Source organism: Bacillus sp. AFS037270, from assembly GCF_002585305.1.
This window is the reverse complement of sequence record NZ_NUNF01000086.1, coordinates 1-15,538: the sequence shown is the minus strand read 5'-3', so window position 1 is coordinate 15,538 and position 15,538 is coordinate 1. Positions and strand designations below refer to the sequence as shown.

The window sequence follows — 15,538 nt, the reverse complement described above, 5'->3', positions numbered from 1 at the left end:
GGCTTAGTTTCTTGAGAAACTAATATTATTGTTTGTTGACCTTTTTGTTTGTTTAGTTTTCAAAGAACAATTATCTTGCTCATTTTTGTATCGCTCAAAAGCGACTTCACTAATGTAACATATCTCTCAACTTAATGTCAACAACTTTTAAAATTTCTTTTTCGTTGTTTGACCGTCTCACTGAGGACGAGAATTAATATATCATGACAAATAAATGTTTGCAATATAATTTTTAAATTTTTTTTAAAATCTAATCAATAATATTAATAAGCAAGATGGTCTTATGATCGGGACTTTCAGTTCTTCCCTTTATACCCTTATATAGTTTAAAATTAAAATACAACTTGAGTATTGGAAGTGAATTTTTATGAATACGGCAGATGCGGATATATTGATTAAACTAGGAATTTCTGCAGTGTTTGGACTTATTATTGGTCTGGAACGAGAACTTAAAAGGAAACCAGTAGGCCTTAAAACAAGTCTCGTTATCTCAGTGGTAAGTTGTTTGCTTACCATTGTTTCAATTCAGTCAGCGTATATGTTTCCAAACTCAGATAATGTAAAAATCACGATGGACCCGTTGAGATTAGCTGCACAGATTGTTTCGGGGATTGGTTTTTTAGGTGCCGGAGTTATATTAAGAAGAGGAAACGACAGTATCTCTGGTTTAACAACTGCAGCGATGATTTGGGGAGCTGCAGGTATTGGTATTGCAGTAGGAGCTGGATTTTACATTGAGGCGTTTGCTGGCGTAGCTCTTTTGATTATAAGTGTTGAATTAGTTCCATTTTTGATGAAACTATTTGGTCCAAAGCAATTACGAGAAAAAGAAATTAATCTTCAATTATTTATCAGGGACCAGAAACAAATTGAACCAGCTATATCTTTTTTAATGGGCAAGAAATATATTATCCGCCGGCTGAGGATTAAAGATTTGGATAATGGAGACCATCTAGTCCAAATCCTAGTTGCCGTGGATTATCGAGAAAAAACAACAGAGGTTTATGCTGCTGTTTCTGAATTAAATGGCGTGAAAAAAGTGGAAATTGAGAGTTAAAATAAAAAATATCATATTCTTTAAATTTCCACTTGCAAGATTTTTATAAGACAGATATAATTCTTCTTGTACCACATAAACGGGGGCTTAGCTCAGCTGGGAGAGCGCTTGCATGGCATGCAAGAGGTCGTCGGTTCGATCCCGATAGTCTCCATATTAATAAACTCTTTGCGAAAGCAGAGAGTTTTTTTATTTTGCGCTAACTACACTTTTCCAAAAATAGTAAAAAATTACTATTTTTTATATTTTTGCTTGCTTATTTATTTTTATTGTTACTATAATTAAAAATGAAGTTGTAATTTTAAGAAAAATCTGTTTTTGAAAAAGGGAGGGACTTTCTACTCTAGCTTCGTTTTTTGTTATACCATTTACACCCTATGTCATGCTTATATGTAAATGAGAGGGGGGCTTCCCATTGGAGGCACGGAAAACAAAAATCAATTCTGAAAGCGATTACACTACTATTGTTCATTCAGCTGCATTTCAAAAATTACTCTCCGAAAAGAAAAAGTTTATTATTCCAATCACGATCTTCTTCTTTTGCTTTTATTTTGCACTGCCTATTCTCACTTCCTATTCAACCATCCTAAATCATAAATTTATCGGAAGTATTACCTGGGCTTGGGTCTTTGCATTCCTACAATTCGTTATGACGTGGGGATTATGTATGCTTTATTCAAAAAAAGCAGCTAAATTTGATAAGTTAGCAAATGAAGTGGTCCAAAAAGGAGGAAAGAACGAATGAATACTCCTGCATTTATCATGTTTCTTGGCATTGTTTTCGTTACATTAATCATCACCTACTTCGCTTCTAAAAAAACAAAGAATGCAAGCGAATTTTACACAGCAGGAGGGGGACTAACAGGCTGGCAAAATGGCATGGCCATAGCTGGGGATTATATGTCAGCAGCATCATTCCTTGGAATTGCCGGAGCAGTCGCCTTAACAGGGTTTGACGGATTTTTTTATAGCATTGGTTTTCTAGTGGCCTATTTAGTCGTTCTTTATTTGGTAGCAGAACCATTAAGGAACCTGGGGAAATATACTTTTGCAGATATGATTGCAGCTCGTTTTGATGCTAAAAAAATACGCGGGTTTGCAGCTATGAATACAGTTGCCATTTCTATTTTTTATATGATTGCCCAACTTGTCGGAGCAGGTGCACTTATTAAATTATTATTAGGTTTAAACTACACAACCTCCGTTTTAATTGTTGGGGTCTTAATGACAGTCTATGTTATTTTTGGCGGAATGCATGCAACAAGCTGGGTCCAGATTATTAAAGCCATTCTATTAATGGGCGGTACTTTCTTAATCTCGATTATTGTGTTAGCGAAGTTTAATTGGAGTATCACTGATATGTTTGATCAAATGAAAACAGCTACACCTTTAAAAGAATCTTTCTTAAATCCTGGGGTTAAGTACAAAATCGGTCTTGATACCATCTCCTTAAACATGGGGTTAGTACTCGGTACTGCCGGGCTGCCGCATATTCTCGTCCGTTTCTTTACTGTAAAAGATGCAAAAACAGCCCGTTCTTCTGTGGTGTATGCAACTTGGATCATTGGAATCTTTTATGTCATGACCATTTTCCTCGGCTTCGGCGCTGCAGCGTTTGTTGGAAATTCTGAAATTATTGCTGCTAACCCTGCCGGCAATATGGCCGCACCTCTTTTAGCCAAAGCGATTGGCGGTAATATGTTGTTTGCTTTTATCTCCGCTGTCGCCTTTGCAACCATTCTTGCTGTCGTGGCAGGATTAGTGTTAACTGCAGCGTCTGCCTTTGCCCATGATTTCTATAATGAAATTTTACGAAAGGGTAAAGCATCTGAAAAGCAGCAGGTCAGTATGGCTCGCTGGGCTGCAATCGGTGTTTCTGTCATTTCCATTATTTTAGCTTTAGGTGCTCAAACTCTAAATGTAGCCTTTCTTGTCTCGCTTGCATTTGCCGTGGCTGCAAGTGCAAACTTACCGGTCATTATTTACACCATTTATTGGAAACGTTTTAATACTAACGGTGCAGTCTGGGCTATGGTCATTGGACTGATTTCAGCAATAGGACTAGTTATTATTAGCCCGAATGTTTTCAGCCCTGAAGCAGGAAAAGCTATTTTTGTTGGGAATCCTATTTTCCCTTATACTACTCCGGGGATTGTTTCGATTCCACTTGGATTTATTGCCGGGTATTTAGGAACTATTTTCTCTAGACAAAAAGCAGATGTGAAAAAGTTTGATGAAGTGCTTGTAAAATCCAATACTGGAATTGGAATTCGAGGATAAAACAAAAGCGCAAGCGCCTTGGTCAGCCCCGACAAGCATAAGACGAGCCGGCCGAAAGGTTGCTTTTTAACCTTTTGGACGGATTGGCTGTAGACCATCGAGGGGCTAGGCGCTGGAGCTGGACGCTTCTAAACCTGTAAATTATCCACAAGTAGTAAACCTATAATTTCCTTTACCAAGACCGAGAGGGACAGATCATGGATCAGTCCCTCTCTTTTTCTATCGCTTCCCTTTACTTCTAGATGGTGCTGTCAGTTTACCGCTTCCTCGATTGGATTTGCTGAAAGTAGAGTAGTTAGCCCGTTTCCCTTGACTATCTCTTGCCCCACTAGATTTCTTAGGTGTCTCCTTCTTAGGACCCCTGCTTGAACCCTCCGACCTTCTGTCATTCCCGCTTTTAGCCCTATTACGATCTTTTGAATCTCTATTCTGCCTTTCCCTTCCTTGACCGCGTTTTTCTGTCGATGGATTACGCCGCCTTGCCGCGATGCCCTCTTCAGACTTCTCTTTTTCTTTTTTGGCATTCCCATCATTTTGTTTTGGAATGGTTATAGATAGTTCTTTTTCAATTTGATCAAGTGCAGGCCGGTCGGCCGAGGAATAGAATGTTACTGCCAGTCCGGTCATACCTGCTCTGCCTGTCCGACCGATTCGATGGACATAACTTTCAGCATCCTGCGGTATGTCATAGTTAAAGACATGGGTAATTCCCTCAACATCCAGACCTCTTGCCGCGACATCCGTTGCGACCAACAATTGTATTTCTGCCTCCCTAAATCGTTTCATGACCTGTTCCCGTTTAGACTGAGAAAGGTCTCCATGTAACTCGTCACATGAAAAACCATGGGCCTTCAGTGCATCGTACAATTTACTGACCCTGCGTTTCGTCCGGCAAAAAATAACCGCTAAGAAGGGGCGATAAGTTTCAATTAAATCAATGAGTGATGCTTGTTTTCCTCTGTCGGTAGTATGAACCGCCATTTGCTTTACACTTATAGCAGGACCCTGTGTTTTTTCAATCTGAATATATTCAGGTCTCTGCATATGTTTTTCTGCTAACTTTCTTACTTCTGGCGGCATGGTAGCTGAAAACAGCAAGGTTTGCCTAGTATTTGGTGTTTCCTTTATAATCTCCTCTACCTCACTAAGAAAGCCAATGTGGAGCATTTGGTCTGCTTCATCTAATACAAGGAAATCTGTTTCACCCAAGCGTACTGTCTCTCTACGAATATGATCTAACAGACGTCCAGGTGTTCCCACTACAATTTGCGGATTTCTTTTTAATTTTTTTAACTGTTTATCAACGTCTTGGCCTCCATAGACCGCTAATACAGCTAAACCTTTTATATTCTCTATTAATTTCTCAATTTCCTCTGTGATCTGTAAAGCCAATTCCCTTGTTGGTGCAACTATAAGTGCCTGTATGTGCGAAGCATTTCGGTCTATTTTTTCAAGAATGGGCAAGATAAAGGCAAAGGTTTTACCTGTTCCCGTTTGTGCCTGGGCGATTACATCTTTCCCGTTCATCACCAATGGAATGGCCTGTTTTTGAATCGGTGTGGGAACCGCGACACCGTAAGCGCGTAATTGATCCGTTAACTCTTTAGATATGCCTAGCGATAAGAAATCTGACAACAAATACCCCTACTTTCTAATTTACCTATTCACTAATATTGATTGTTTATCGTGGTAATTGCAAATATACATCCTTTTTTGAAACTAATTAACCATCATCTGTTGTAATTTTGGCTTAAAAACATTATAATTTTTAGAAATACCAACTTAATCAATCGGAATAATGTATATTTAATTTAATGGAGGGGTATGATGAGTCAACAACATTTTCTTATTATTCATGGGTTAGGCGGGAGCGGCCATGACCATTGGCAGACGTGGCTGGCGGACACTTTAACTGAAAAAAATTATCCAGTGAGTTATCCAACCTTTTCAACTTTTCATGCACCAAATCTTAAGGTATGGTTAAAGGAATTACATCAGGCGATGGAAACGATACCTGCCAATTCAGAACTTACCGTTATCACACATAGTCTAGGCTGTCTCCTTTGGCTTCATTATGCAGCCGCTACAACCAAAAAGTTAGCTAAGCGCGTAATCCTAGTCGCGCCACCATCTCCAACGATCACACTTAAGGAAGCAGCATCTTTTTTTCCTGTACCTTTAACTAGCAGCCATTTATCAAGGACAGCAGAGGAAATATTGTTTATCCACTCAAATAATGATCCTTATTGCAATATGGAGGATGCGGGAAACTATTTAAATCTAGATCATCCTTCTATTGTCTTACCTAATGCTGGTCATATTAATCCGGCATCAGGTCATGGAAAGTGGCCATCAATACTTGATTTATCTCTAACACATAAAATGCCAATACTCAATTAACGCAGCGGAGTGATGTTCATCCATCACTCCTTTTTTGTACGCATACAAATTTAATAAGTCCAGGTTCACTTATAGATGTGTATTTATGGTAAGCTACTATTTATCTAGATCACCTATCATCCACCATCGATTATATCAATTTAAGGAGAAGATTTAATGGATTTACACCAACTCTATGTATTTACAAAAGTTGTTGAACATAAAAGCTTTTCCAAAGCGGCAGAAGATATCTTCTTAAGCCAATCAACGGTCAGTTCACATATACAAGGACTCGAGAAAACGCTGGGTGTGAAATTATTTGATCGTGTGGGCCGGGAAAGTATCCTTACTCCACATGGGGAACGGTTGTATCATTGGGCCCGTCAACTTTTACTTATTAAAGATCAGGCCTTGCTTGATTTAAAGGAGGGCATGACATCACTTCGAGGAATGATTCGAATTGCAACAAGTTCTGTTCCTGGACAGTTTATGGTTCCGAAAATGATCAAACAATTTAGAGCGCAATATCCTGAGGTCATCTTTCATATCAATCAGTCTTCATCAAAACATGTTGCCGAAAAAGTCCTAAATGGTTCAGTTGACCTAGGGTTGTTAGGTCAGAAATTCGAGGATGATAAATTACGCTACATACCATTATTAAAAGAAAAACTCGTCCTCGTTACCTCTAATGAAATTAGGATAACCGAACCAGTAGAAATAAATGAAATCTTACAATACCCTTTTATCATGAGGAATTCTGATTCAGGAACGAACGCTTTATTAGAAAGATTTTTGAAAAAAAATAAAATTAGCAAGGACCAATTAAATATTGTTTCCTATATTGAGGATGGACAGAGCTTAATACAAATGGTTATTGAAAATGTCGGCATCTCCATCATTTCAGAAGTAGCTGCGCGTGAATATTCCCGCCATCACATGCTGAAAATGTATAGCATTCAGAACTTTGATGACGAACGATATTTTTATCTTGTTAATAATATTAATAAAACCCAATCGATTGTATCCAAATTATTTATTGAAGGGGCAGCTGAATTAGTATAATTTCTGGACTCGCCCCTGAACACAAACTAACAAGGGAAGAAATTTATGCTCTCCCCTTGTTTAAAGCAATCTCCTTTAATTTGTTTTTATCCATTTTCCCGACGTGTGTTTTAGGCAGTTCCTCTAAACGAATAAATTGTTTAGGAATTTTATAACGGCCTAACTTTGACTCACAATAACCTCTTAATTCTTCGTCTTCTACAGTGTGGGGTTTTTTTAGAGAAAGAAAGGCAACTACGATTTCGCCCCATTTTTCATCGGGTAGTCCGATGACAGCCGCTTCGTTAATTGTAGGATGTTCAGAAAGCCAGTGTTCTATTTCAAGTGGATACACATTTTCTCCTCCGGTTATGATCATATCCTTTTTCCGTCCGACAATATAAATATAACCCTCTTCATCCCGCTTGGCTAAATCACCGGTATGAATCCATCCCTCCTTAACCGTTTCCTGAGTAGCTTGTTCTTGATTCCAATAAAACGAAAAAGAATGCTTGCCTTTGATTACTATTTCACCAACTTCGTTTGCATTGGTCTCACAACCATCCGCATTTACCAATTTGACCGAATTAAATAACATTGGCTTCCCAACAGAACCGCGTTTGATATTTGCATCCTCGGGGCTTATATAAAAATTATTCGGCCCTGCTTCAGTCAGACCATATCCTTCTTTAAAGGCTAACCCTTTTTTATAAAAAGCTTCGTAAATTAGGAGCGGGCATGGGGCTGCTCCTGATAAAAATACCTTCATATCCGGGAAGCAGCTTACTTCGAATTCTTTCGTTTGAATTAATGTATGATACATAGTCGGTACAAGGAGAACAATGGTACATCGATATCGTTGTAAAGACTCGACCGCCTTCCCTCCAGAAAAACTGGCCCCTATTACGACGGTCCCGCCGCTCATCAAAATCGGAATGCTCAAGGCATTTAATCCTCCAGTATGAAACATTGGCAAATAGGTAATTGTTGTATCGTCCATTGATAAACTCCAGCTGACGATCGTGTTGATCGCATTCCAGAGGATGGCACGATGACTTAATACCACACCTTTTGATTTGCCGGTGGTTCCGCCCGTATAGATCATTGCCAATGGGTCTGTTTCCGAAATTGGCTCTTTTGAAACTTTATTGATGGGATATGAGACTATCTTTTCATAACTCGTCTCACCTACTAAAAAGGAGCTCAAGCCTTCGCTTGTTAATTTTGGTGTGAGCATTTCGAATTTTTGATGTATCCCTATTAAAATGGGCGTACAGTCCGCTAAGATGGCCCTCAATTCATGCTGTGATAACCGCCAATTCAATGGTACAAAAATCGCGCCTATTTTTCCGCAGGCAAATAATAAATCAAAATAGCTAATATGATTAGGCGATAATAAGGCGACCCGATCACCTTTTCTAGTGCCCCGGGCATAAAGCCAGTTTGCGGTTGCACATGCTCGCTCATTTAATTCTGAAAATGTCCAGGTTTTGTTAGTTTCCTCATCGATAATGGCATTCTTTCTAGGCGTTAATCTTGCTCTATGCTCCAGCCAATCCATTTCCCACCTCACCGAATAATCGCTCCTTCTATAACTAAATAAGATAGCTCTATTTTATCGGTTTTTGGTTACATTGGAGTTACAAACTGGTTTTATTAACAAATTTTAAGTGGATATTAACAAAATATCGACTTTATTAACAATTTTTCGGTGGATATTAACAAATTTTTAGCTATATTAACAAATTTCTTAAAGATATTAACAAATTACAAAAAAAACGACCCAAATAGGGCCGTAACTTGATCTAACATCTTCTAAACTATTTATCCAAAAATTGCGTAATGGCTGATAATAACTGCGGCAAATTATCCACCAGTGGAGAATGCCCGCAATTCTTTAATTCGATAAACCTCGCTTTACTACCTAAATCCTCTAGAATTTCATTGGTCATTTCTGCTGTTACCACATAATCCCGTTCTCCCCGCAATACCAGGACAGGGACATTAATGTCATCCACTTTTCCATTTCCTTCAACAAGCCCGTTGTGATGATGGCTGATATTAAAAGTATTATTGGAATGATGAACCTCCGCTAAATTCCGCTGCGTTCTCATATCCTGGAGATACTCCTCATAAAGCTCTGACGACGGTTGATTATGCGTGTAAATCACTGCATTCCAAATTAACTTCAATAATTCCGTATTATTCGTATCATAAGCCTTCTGCACTGGAATCGTTTTAGATATATCTTTTTTAATCTCTTCATGTAAAGCAAAGCGACGCGGTTCATCATTTTCATGTAGTTTACCGTCAAACGGATAGCCTCTCGTTGATTCGGATGCTAATAAAATCAGTTTGTTACAATAGCCCGGGTAATCAGCAACAAATTGCATCGAAACTGCCCCTCCAGTTGACCAGCCCACAATGGCAAAGTCCTTTAAGCGAATCGCATCAACGAATAACTTCACATCATCGGAAAAATCTTTAATCGACGTAATTAGATTGTTATAAGTTGACTGGCCAAAGCCTCGTAAATCAACGGCATACAGCTTATATTTTGCGTCGATATTTTCATAAACTAAATCCCAGTGCTTAGAAGAGGTCATATTTCCATGAATCAATAAAACTTTTTGTTCCCCGCCCTCTCTTTCTCTATAGGCAAGTGTCTCGCCGTTTGGCAAATGAACTTCCTTTATTGTTATGTTTACCACTGCCTTCATCCTTTCCCCCATTTAATCGTCGTCGCTCCCCAGGCATAACCGATGCCGGCACTTACCAGCACCACGAGGTCTCCATCCTTTACTTTCCCATTCTTCTGGGCTAGCTCCAATGACAAAATCTGATCGATTTGACCGATATGCCCATAATCTTCGAGATAAATAGATTGTTCAGGAGACAACCCCAGTTCTTTTAAAACATATTCATGGGCTGACTTTTTCATGTGAAGAATAGCTAAATAAGCAATATCACTCACCCGATAACCGCTTTTCCGTACAGATTCCCTAATCACCTTCAAAAAGTTAGCCATTGACTTTTGTTCGAGACGAGACTTCATTCCCTCTGGATCGAGAACATCGAGCATATTAAGCCGTTGTTCAAGTGCCTCCTTTGTCATCGGATTCTTTGTTCCTCCTGCTACAACCACAACATCTTCGGAAAATGAACCATCTGTTATCAGCTCTGTTTCTAACAAAACATTTTCATTATGATTCTCTTTCAAAAGAATGGCTCCACCACCGGCACCAAGATTATACATAAAACGGGTCCTAGGATTCTGATAATCGATAAAATCGGCGTTACGGTAACCACCTGCGAGCAAGACAGTCTGAATTCCGGGATCGGCAATCATCAGACTTTTGGCCAATTTTAAAGCCATAACGGTCGTACCACACCTTAATGCCGCATCAAATGCCCAGGCATTTAGTGCCCCAACCTCTTGCTGAAGCTTGATTCCCGCTGTCCAAAGCGGATATTCCTTATGCTCCTCGCCGATATAAATGACAAGGTCAATATCCATGGGATTAATCCCGGCTTTAGCTATCGCCCGTTTGGCAGCAATAATTCCCATTTCACAGGTATGGTCATGTTCTCCTGGAACATACTTTTTCTTAATCCCCATTTTCTCTTCTACAACATGCAGAGGGATACCTGCCATTTGGGCAATCTGTTTACCCGTCACATAATCCTCTGGCAGATAGATTCCTGTACTAAGAATCCCAATATTCAATGCTGCACCTCCTAAGCTTACGCTTGTTCTGCCATTTCCTTCATATATTTCATTGCTTCCTCAATACTTTCAAATAATGTTTCCCTTTCCTGTTGGACATGTGTAACTTTGATTCTCCAATGTTTTTTTGCCGTGTCTTTTTCAACCGCTGCTAATTGAAACCGGACGACGAAGGAAGCAATCTGATTACTCTCCATTAGTTCCTCCCTCTATCCTGCCACTTTTTCTTTACTTTTTACAGCAGTCTGTTTTTTTCGTTTCCACGAATAGGTGCTTAACGTCCCCACAATTCCTTTTGGGAAAAACATCACGACTAAAATATAAATAATGCCGAAGAAAATAATCCAGCGTTCAAAGATGACATGCTCCTTGGCAAGTGCAGTCAGCCAGTCATGGGCAAATTCAATTAACCCCGCCCCAATGATGGCCCCGACTAATGTTCCAACCCCGCCAATAATCGTCATTAACAACGCGTCTAACGTAATATCCATGGAAAACACACTGGTATTCACAAATCTTAGCGAAATGGCATATAAAATCCCCGCTATCCCAGCGATCACCCCGGAAACGACACTCGCCGCAATTTTATAATGTAAAACTTGAAACCCGAGTGATTCGGTTCGTTGTTCGTTTTCCCTGATGGCTTGGAGCACCCGGCCAAGCGGAGAATTGGTAAACCGTTTTAAGAATAAAAATATTGCCACCATGAGGCAAAGGCTGAGCCAATAAAAATGAGTCCGGTCGATCAACAATTCAGGAACGCGGAAGGTAAATCCATCGTTTCCATATGTCATGGACCGCCATTTTTCCGCCAGCACTAAAAAGAGCCCCGAAAGCGATAAGGTTAACATGGCGTAGAAATGACTTTTTAGACGGAGAGTCAACAGACCGACAATAAAGCTTACCAATCCGGTAAGAATAATCGCCGACAAAACCGCTAGGAAAAAGTAAGTCATCGTCGGTTCAAATTTTTTCATAAAAATCCCCATTGAATAGGCGCCAATCCCAAAAAACATCGCATGACCAAACGAAACAATGCCAGTAAAACCGATTAACAAATCATAACTCATCGCAAAAATAGCAAAGACAAATATTTGGGTTAATAAGATGAATAGATTTCTAGACTCATACACAAATGGCAGCAGGATAAGAAAAGCTGCGATGACTAAAATAAAAGCGGTCATTTTATTTCCTTGGATCAATCTCATCTTCTCACCCCTCCCGCACCAAATAAGCCCTGGGGCCGAATAATTAACACGACTGCCATTAGAAGCATATTGACTGCCAGTGATAAATCCGGGACATAGTATGCCATGAATGAACCGGATAATCCTACTAAAATAGCTGCTAAAACGGAGCCCTTAAAATTGCCCATGCCCCCAATCACAACGACAATAAACGCTAAAATGGCAAATTCCATTCCCATTCCGGCATGGATCACACCCGAATAGGGGCCTAGCAGTACACCGCCAAGTGCGGCCATACCTGCACCAATCATAAACACAAACATAAAGACCTTTTGAATATTAATCCCGAGTGCTTGAACCATTTCTTTATTCATCACACCCGCCCGGACAACAAGGCCGACCTTTGTGTTTTTAAGGATATATTGAACGGCGGCAAAAATAAACAAGCCGACTAAAATAATAAAGATCCTATATTTAATAACAATAACCCCGCCCAGTTCCCAGCTGCCCTTTAAATAATCAGGAGGCGAAGCCGTTAATTGATTGGGTCCCCAAATAACCTTTAACATTTCTGATAAAACAAGCATAAGGCCAAGTGTAATTAAAATTTGCTGCACATGATTTCCGTAAACGGGTTTAATGATCCATTTCTCGGTGATGATTCCAAGCAAACAGCCCGTAATGATTGCCCCGGCAATGCCAATGATAAAGCTGCCTGTCTGCTGATAAACCCACAGTCCACTGTAGGCACCCCAGGCAAACAGCCCGCCATGGGCAAAATTCAACACATCCATCAAACCGAAAATTAGCGTTAACCCCGCTGCAAGTAAAAAGATCAGCATCCCCGTTGCCAGGCCATTTAAGGTTAAATTGATGATTAAGTCCATTTGACGGTCCTCCTTTCTAAGCGATGCCTAAATATTTTCGTTTCATTTCTTCATCTTCTTTTAATTGCTTCATGGTGCCATGATTTACTGTCCGCCCATCATCAATAATGTAAAAACGGTCACCAATTGTGCTCGCCATCATAAAATTCTGCTCTACTAAGACGATGGTTGTTTGATTCTTCATTTGTAAAATCGACTCCATTACTTTCTCAACAACAATGGGTGCCAATCCCTTGCTTGGCTCATCAATTAACAACAATTCATTCTCATTTACATAAGCTCTAGCAATTGATAACATTTGTTTCTGCCCGCCGCTTAAATAGCCGCCGGGTTTTTTCCAAAACTTCTTTAGGTCCGGAAACAATTCTAGAATCCAATCCATGCGTTTCGCTGTTTCCGCGTTTTCTTTTTGAATGGCCACTTTCATATTTTCTTCTACCGTTAAACCCGCAAAGATTCCCTGATCTTCCGGGACATAGCCGATCCCCTTTTTAGCAATTGTATAGGTTGGCAAGGATTGAATAGGTTCCCCCTTAAAGGTAACGCTGCCTTTTGATGCAGGATTTAACCCCATAATCGTACGTAAAGTGGTTGTTTTTCCCGCCCCATTTCTTCCAAGCAGGACTGTTACTTCGCCTTTCTTTACATCAAAAGATATCCCTTGGAGAATATGATATTGACCAATATGTGTCTCTACTTGATCAAGCTTCAACAGGTCGTTCATTCAAATGACCTCCTAAATAAGCAGACTGTACCGTTTCATTTTTCATAATTTCTTCAGGGGTTCCGTCGGCAAGCAGCCCTCCGTTAAATAAAACCATAACGGAATCCGATAAATCTAAGATCATATCCATTTTGTGTTCGATAAGGAGTATGGTCCGGTTGCCTTCATTTTTTATTCTTTTGATTACTTCTAAAATAGCAGGCACTTCCTCTAACGACATGCCGGCTGTGGGTTCATCGAGTAAGAGGACCTCTGTTTCCAGTGCCAGCAGCATGGCAATTTCAAGCTTCCGTTTCTCACCATGGGCCAGGTTGATGGCAAGCGAATTTTTTTTATCATCTAAGAGGACCAGCTTTAGCCATTCCAACGCCTTCTCTTCAAACACCCGGTATTTTTTATGATGAAACAGCATCTGGTAACGAACTCCGGCTTGTGATTGAACGGCCAATCTGACATTTTCTAGTACGGTTAGATTCGGAAAGACATTGGTAATTTGAAAGGAGCGGCCAATCCCTGTCCGCGTCCGGAGTGTCGGGGAGAATTTGGTAATATCTTTTCCTCGATAATAGATTTTTCCGTTTGTTGGAGTTAATTGGCCGCTGAGAAGATTAAAAAAGGTCGTCTTTCCGGCCCCGTTTGGCCCAATAATAGACTTAAAATGTTTTTCGGGGACAGCAATGCTGACAGTATCTACTGCTGTATGACCGCCAAAGGTAATCGATAAATCGCTCGTTTCAATAAGAGTTGACATACTTTCACCACCTGATTTTTTAGCGTTAGAAAAAGGGAAGAGGGCGACCTTGATTAACTTGGTCGAACCCTCCTGTTTTTTAAATTCTACTTGTTCAAGATTGGTGGAGCTGTTTCCTCAGGAGTTAATTCTCGAATCAGAACTGGAACTGGGTACGGAACACCATCTTTCTTTTCCAGTTTAATGGCATACAATGATTGCAGGGCCTGGTGGTCTTCTTTCCGGTAGGTCATTTTCCCTTTTGGTGTCTCAAAGCTCATCCCTTCCATTGTAGTGATTAATTTGTCAGCATCAGCATTTCCATTAGTCTTTTTCAATGCCTCAACAATGGAAATCGCCGCACTCATGCCGCCAGGCGTAAATAAATCAGGTACTTCACCGTTAAACCGCTTTTTATGTTCAGCAACAAGCCAGTCGTTAATTTTGTTTTTTGGCAGGTCATGGTAGTAAACGGTAAAACCCTCCATCCCAATCAGCGGCTCCATTGTGGTGAGAGCAGCAATATCTGGGGCACCAGTTGAAATCTTAATGCCCTTTTCCTGGACCTTCATGTCTGAAAGCTGCTTCCATGGAGAGTTCGCTCCGGCCCAGACGACAAATAGATAATCAGGCTTAGCATCGATGATTTTTTGAATATTAGAAGTAAAGTCTGTAGCGGCAGGGTCTGCATATTCTTCTTTTACAATTTCAGCTCCGAGCTTTTTCGCAGCTTCCTTAAAAGCTGCCACCCCATCACGTCCAAAAGAATAATCCGGTGCAAGGGTTGCAATCTTTACTCCCTTTTTAGCAATTGCTGCTGCACCAGCAACCGCGTCTTGTGAGGAGTTACGGGCGGAATGGAAAATATATTTATTAAATTCTGAACCGGTAATACTATCAGCAGCAGCCGGTTCAACGACCATTACTTTTTGATATTCTTCTGCTAGTGGTAAAACAGCTAACGTATCGGCTGAGCTTGAGGATCCGACTAAAAAGTCGACATTATCTTCTTCTAATAGCTTGGTAGCTTTTTGAACAGCGACCTCCGGCTTTGTTTCTGTATCCTCTACTATAAATTCAATCTTTCGGCCGGCCACTTCACGTTTACCGTCTGTTGCATAATCAAGTCCAAGCTCAAAACCTCTTAATGTTTGTTTTCCATATGCTTCAAGAGCGCCTGTCTTTGAGGCAAGGACGCCAATTTTAATTGGTTCCTTTTTATCTGTGTTGGTGCCTCCCTTTGAGTCTGATGATGATTGGTCCGAGCTGCAAGCACTCGCAAAGACCATCATAAAAATAAGTAAGCCTAATAATGCCCATTTCCCCTGATACCCCTTCACTCTTTTTCCCCCTTAATATGTTTTCAACAACCTATAAAGCTTTAAATCTATGATAGGAGATAATAGTTACAGAAGAGTTACAAAGAACAAAAGCGCAAGCGCCTTGGTCAGCCCCGACAAGCATAAGACCAGCTGGCCGAAACGTTGCTTTTTAACCTTTTGGACGGATTGGCTCATGACCTCGAG

General features: G+C 40.2%; 15 protein-coding genes and 1 tRNA gene. 6 read left to right on the top strand and 10 right to left on the bottom strand.

The features are described 5' to 3' along the window. Positions 1 to 367 precede the first annotated feature (367 nt). From COD92_RS29020 to COD92_RS29005, 4 genes are all read left to right on the top strand, one after another. Positions 368 to 1,057, top strand: coding sequence for an MgtC/SapB family protein (locus COD92_RS29020; RefSeq protein ID WP_098533527.1), 690 nt, complete (start codon positions 368 to 370; stop codon positions 1,055 to 1,057). A gap of 81 nt (positions 1,058 to 1,138) precedes the next feature. Further along, a tRNA-Ala gene (locus tag COD92_RS29015) sits at positions 1,139 to 1,211 on the top strand. Between the two features lie 261 nt (positions 1,212 to 1,472). Further along, positions 1,473 to 1,802: a DUF485 domain-containing protein gene (locus tag COD92_RS29010; protein ID WP_098533525.1), complete on the top strand. Its 330-nt coding sequence runs from the start codon at positions 1,473 to 1,475 to the stop codon at positions 1,800 to 1,802. Beyond that, positions 1,799 to 3,337, top strand: a complete 1,539-nt coding sequence (locus COD92_RS29005) for a solute symporter family protein (RefSeq protein WP_098533523.1) — start codon at positions 1,799 to 1,801, stop codon at positions 3,335 to 3,337. Before COD92_RS29010 ends, COD92_RS29005 begins: the two co-directional genes overlap by 4 nt. A 219-nt stretch (positions 3,338 to 3,556) precedes the next feature. Here COD92_RS29005 and COD92_RS29000 read toward each other — a convergent pair whose 3' ends face one another. Further along, the gene (locus COD92_RS29000; protein ID WP_098533521.1) at positions 3,557 to 4,972 is read right to left on the bottom strand and encodes a DEAD/DEAH box helicase; all 1,416 of its coding nucleotides are present in this window, start codon (positions 4,970 to 4,972) and stop codon (positions 3,557 to 3,559) included. A gap of 192 nt (positions 4,973 to 5,164) precedes the next feature. Between COD92_RS29000 and COD92_RS28995 the strand changes: the two genes are divergently transcribed. Together COD92_RS28995 and COD92_RS28990 are read left to right on the top strand one after the other, a co-directional pair. Next, positions 5,165 to 5,737, top strand: a complete 573-nt coding sequence (locus tag COD92_RS28995; RefSeq protein ID WP_176541465.1) for an RBBP9/YdeN family alpha/beta hydrolase — start codon at positions 5,165 to 5,167, stop codon at positions 5,735 to 5,737. Between the two features lie 156 nt (positions 5,738 to 5,893). Next, complete coding sequence (locus tag COD92_RS28990) at positions 5,894 to 6,778, top strand: selenium metabolism-associated LysR family transcriptional regulator (RefSeq protein WP_098533517.1); 885 nt, start codon at positions 5,894 to 5,896, stop codon at positions 6,776 to 6,778. Positions 6,779 to 6,821: 43 nt separating this feature from the next. Here COD92_RS28990 and COD92_RS28985 read toward each other — a convergent pair whose 3' ends face one another. The 9 genes from COD92_RS28985 to COD92_RS28945 form a co-directional block, all read right to left on the bottom strand. Next, positions 6,822 to 8,330 (bottom strand): acyl-CoA synthetase, encoded by a 1,509-nt coding sequence (locus COD92_RS28985; RefSeq protein ID WP_098533515.1) that lies wholly within the window; start codon positions 8,328 to 8,330, stop codon positions 6,822 to 6,824. 247 nt (positions 8,331 to 8,577) lie between these two features. Next, on the bottom strand, positions 8,578 to 9,477 hold the full coding sequence (phaZ, locus tag COD92_RS28980) for an intracellular short-chain-length polyhydroxyalkanoate depolymerase (protein WP_098533514.1): 900 nt from the start codon (positions 9,475 to 9,477) through the stop codon (positions 8,578 to 8,580). After that, on the bottom strand, positions 9,474 to 10,484 hold the full coding sequence (locus COD92_RS28975) for a 3-oxoacyl-ACP synthase (RefSeq protein ID WP_098996761.1): 1,011 nt from the start codon (positions 10,482 to 10,484) through the stop codon (positions 9,474 to 9,476). The genes phaZ and COD92_RS28975 overlap by 4 nt, the downstream gene beginning before the upstream one ends. A 17-nt stretch (positions 10,485 to 10,501) precedes the next feature. Then, positions 10,502 to 10,681 (bottom strand): hypothetical protein, encoded by a 180-nt coding sequence (locus COD92_RS28970; protein WP_098533510.1) that lies wholly within the window; start codon positions 10,679 to 10,681, stop codon positions 10,502 to 10,504. 12 nt (positions 10,682 to 10,693) lie between these two features. Continuing rightward, positions 10,694 to 11,692 (bottom strand): branched-chain amino acid ABC transporter permease, encoded by a 999-nt coding sequence (locus COD92_RS28965; protein ID WP_098533508.1) that lies wholly within the window; start codon positions 11,690 to 11,692, stop codon positions 10,694 to 10,696. Next, positions 11,689 to 12,558, bottom strand: coding sequence for a branched-chain amino acid ABC transporter permease (locus COD92_RS28960; protein ID WP_098533506.1), 870 nt, complete (start codon positions 12,556 to 12,558; stop codon positions 11,689 to 11,691). The genes COD92_RS28965 and COD92_RS28960 overlap by 4 nt, the downstream gene beginning before the upstream one ends. 16 nt (positions 12,559 to 12,574) lie before the next feature. Next, positions 12,575 to 13,282, bottom strand: a complete 708-nt coding sequence (locus COD92_RS28955; protein WP_098533504.1) for an ABC transporter ATP-binding protein — start codon at positions 13,280 to 13,282, stop codon at positions 12,575 to 12,577. Beyond that, complete coding sequence (locus tag COD92_RS28950; protein ID WP_098533503.1) at positions 13,260 to 14,033, bottom strand: ABC transporter ATP-binding protein; 774 nt, start codon at positions 14,031 to 14,033, stop codon at positions 13,260 to 13,262. The genes COD92_RS28955 and COD92_RS28950 overlap by 23 nt, the downstream gene beginning before the upstream one ends. An 86-nt stretch (positions 14,034 to 14,119) precedes the next feature. After that, positions 14,120 to 15,304: a substrate-binding domain-containing protein gene (locus tag COD92_RS28945; RefSeq protein WP_098533529.1), complete on the bottom strand. Its 1,185-nt coding sequence runs from the start codon at positions 15,302 to 15,304 to the stop codon at positions 14,120 to 14,122. Between the last annotated feature and the right edge of the window lie 234 nt (positions 15,305 to 15,538).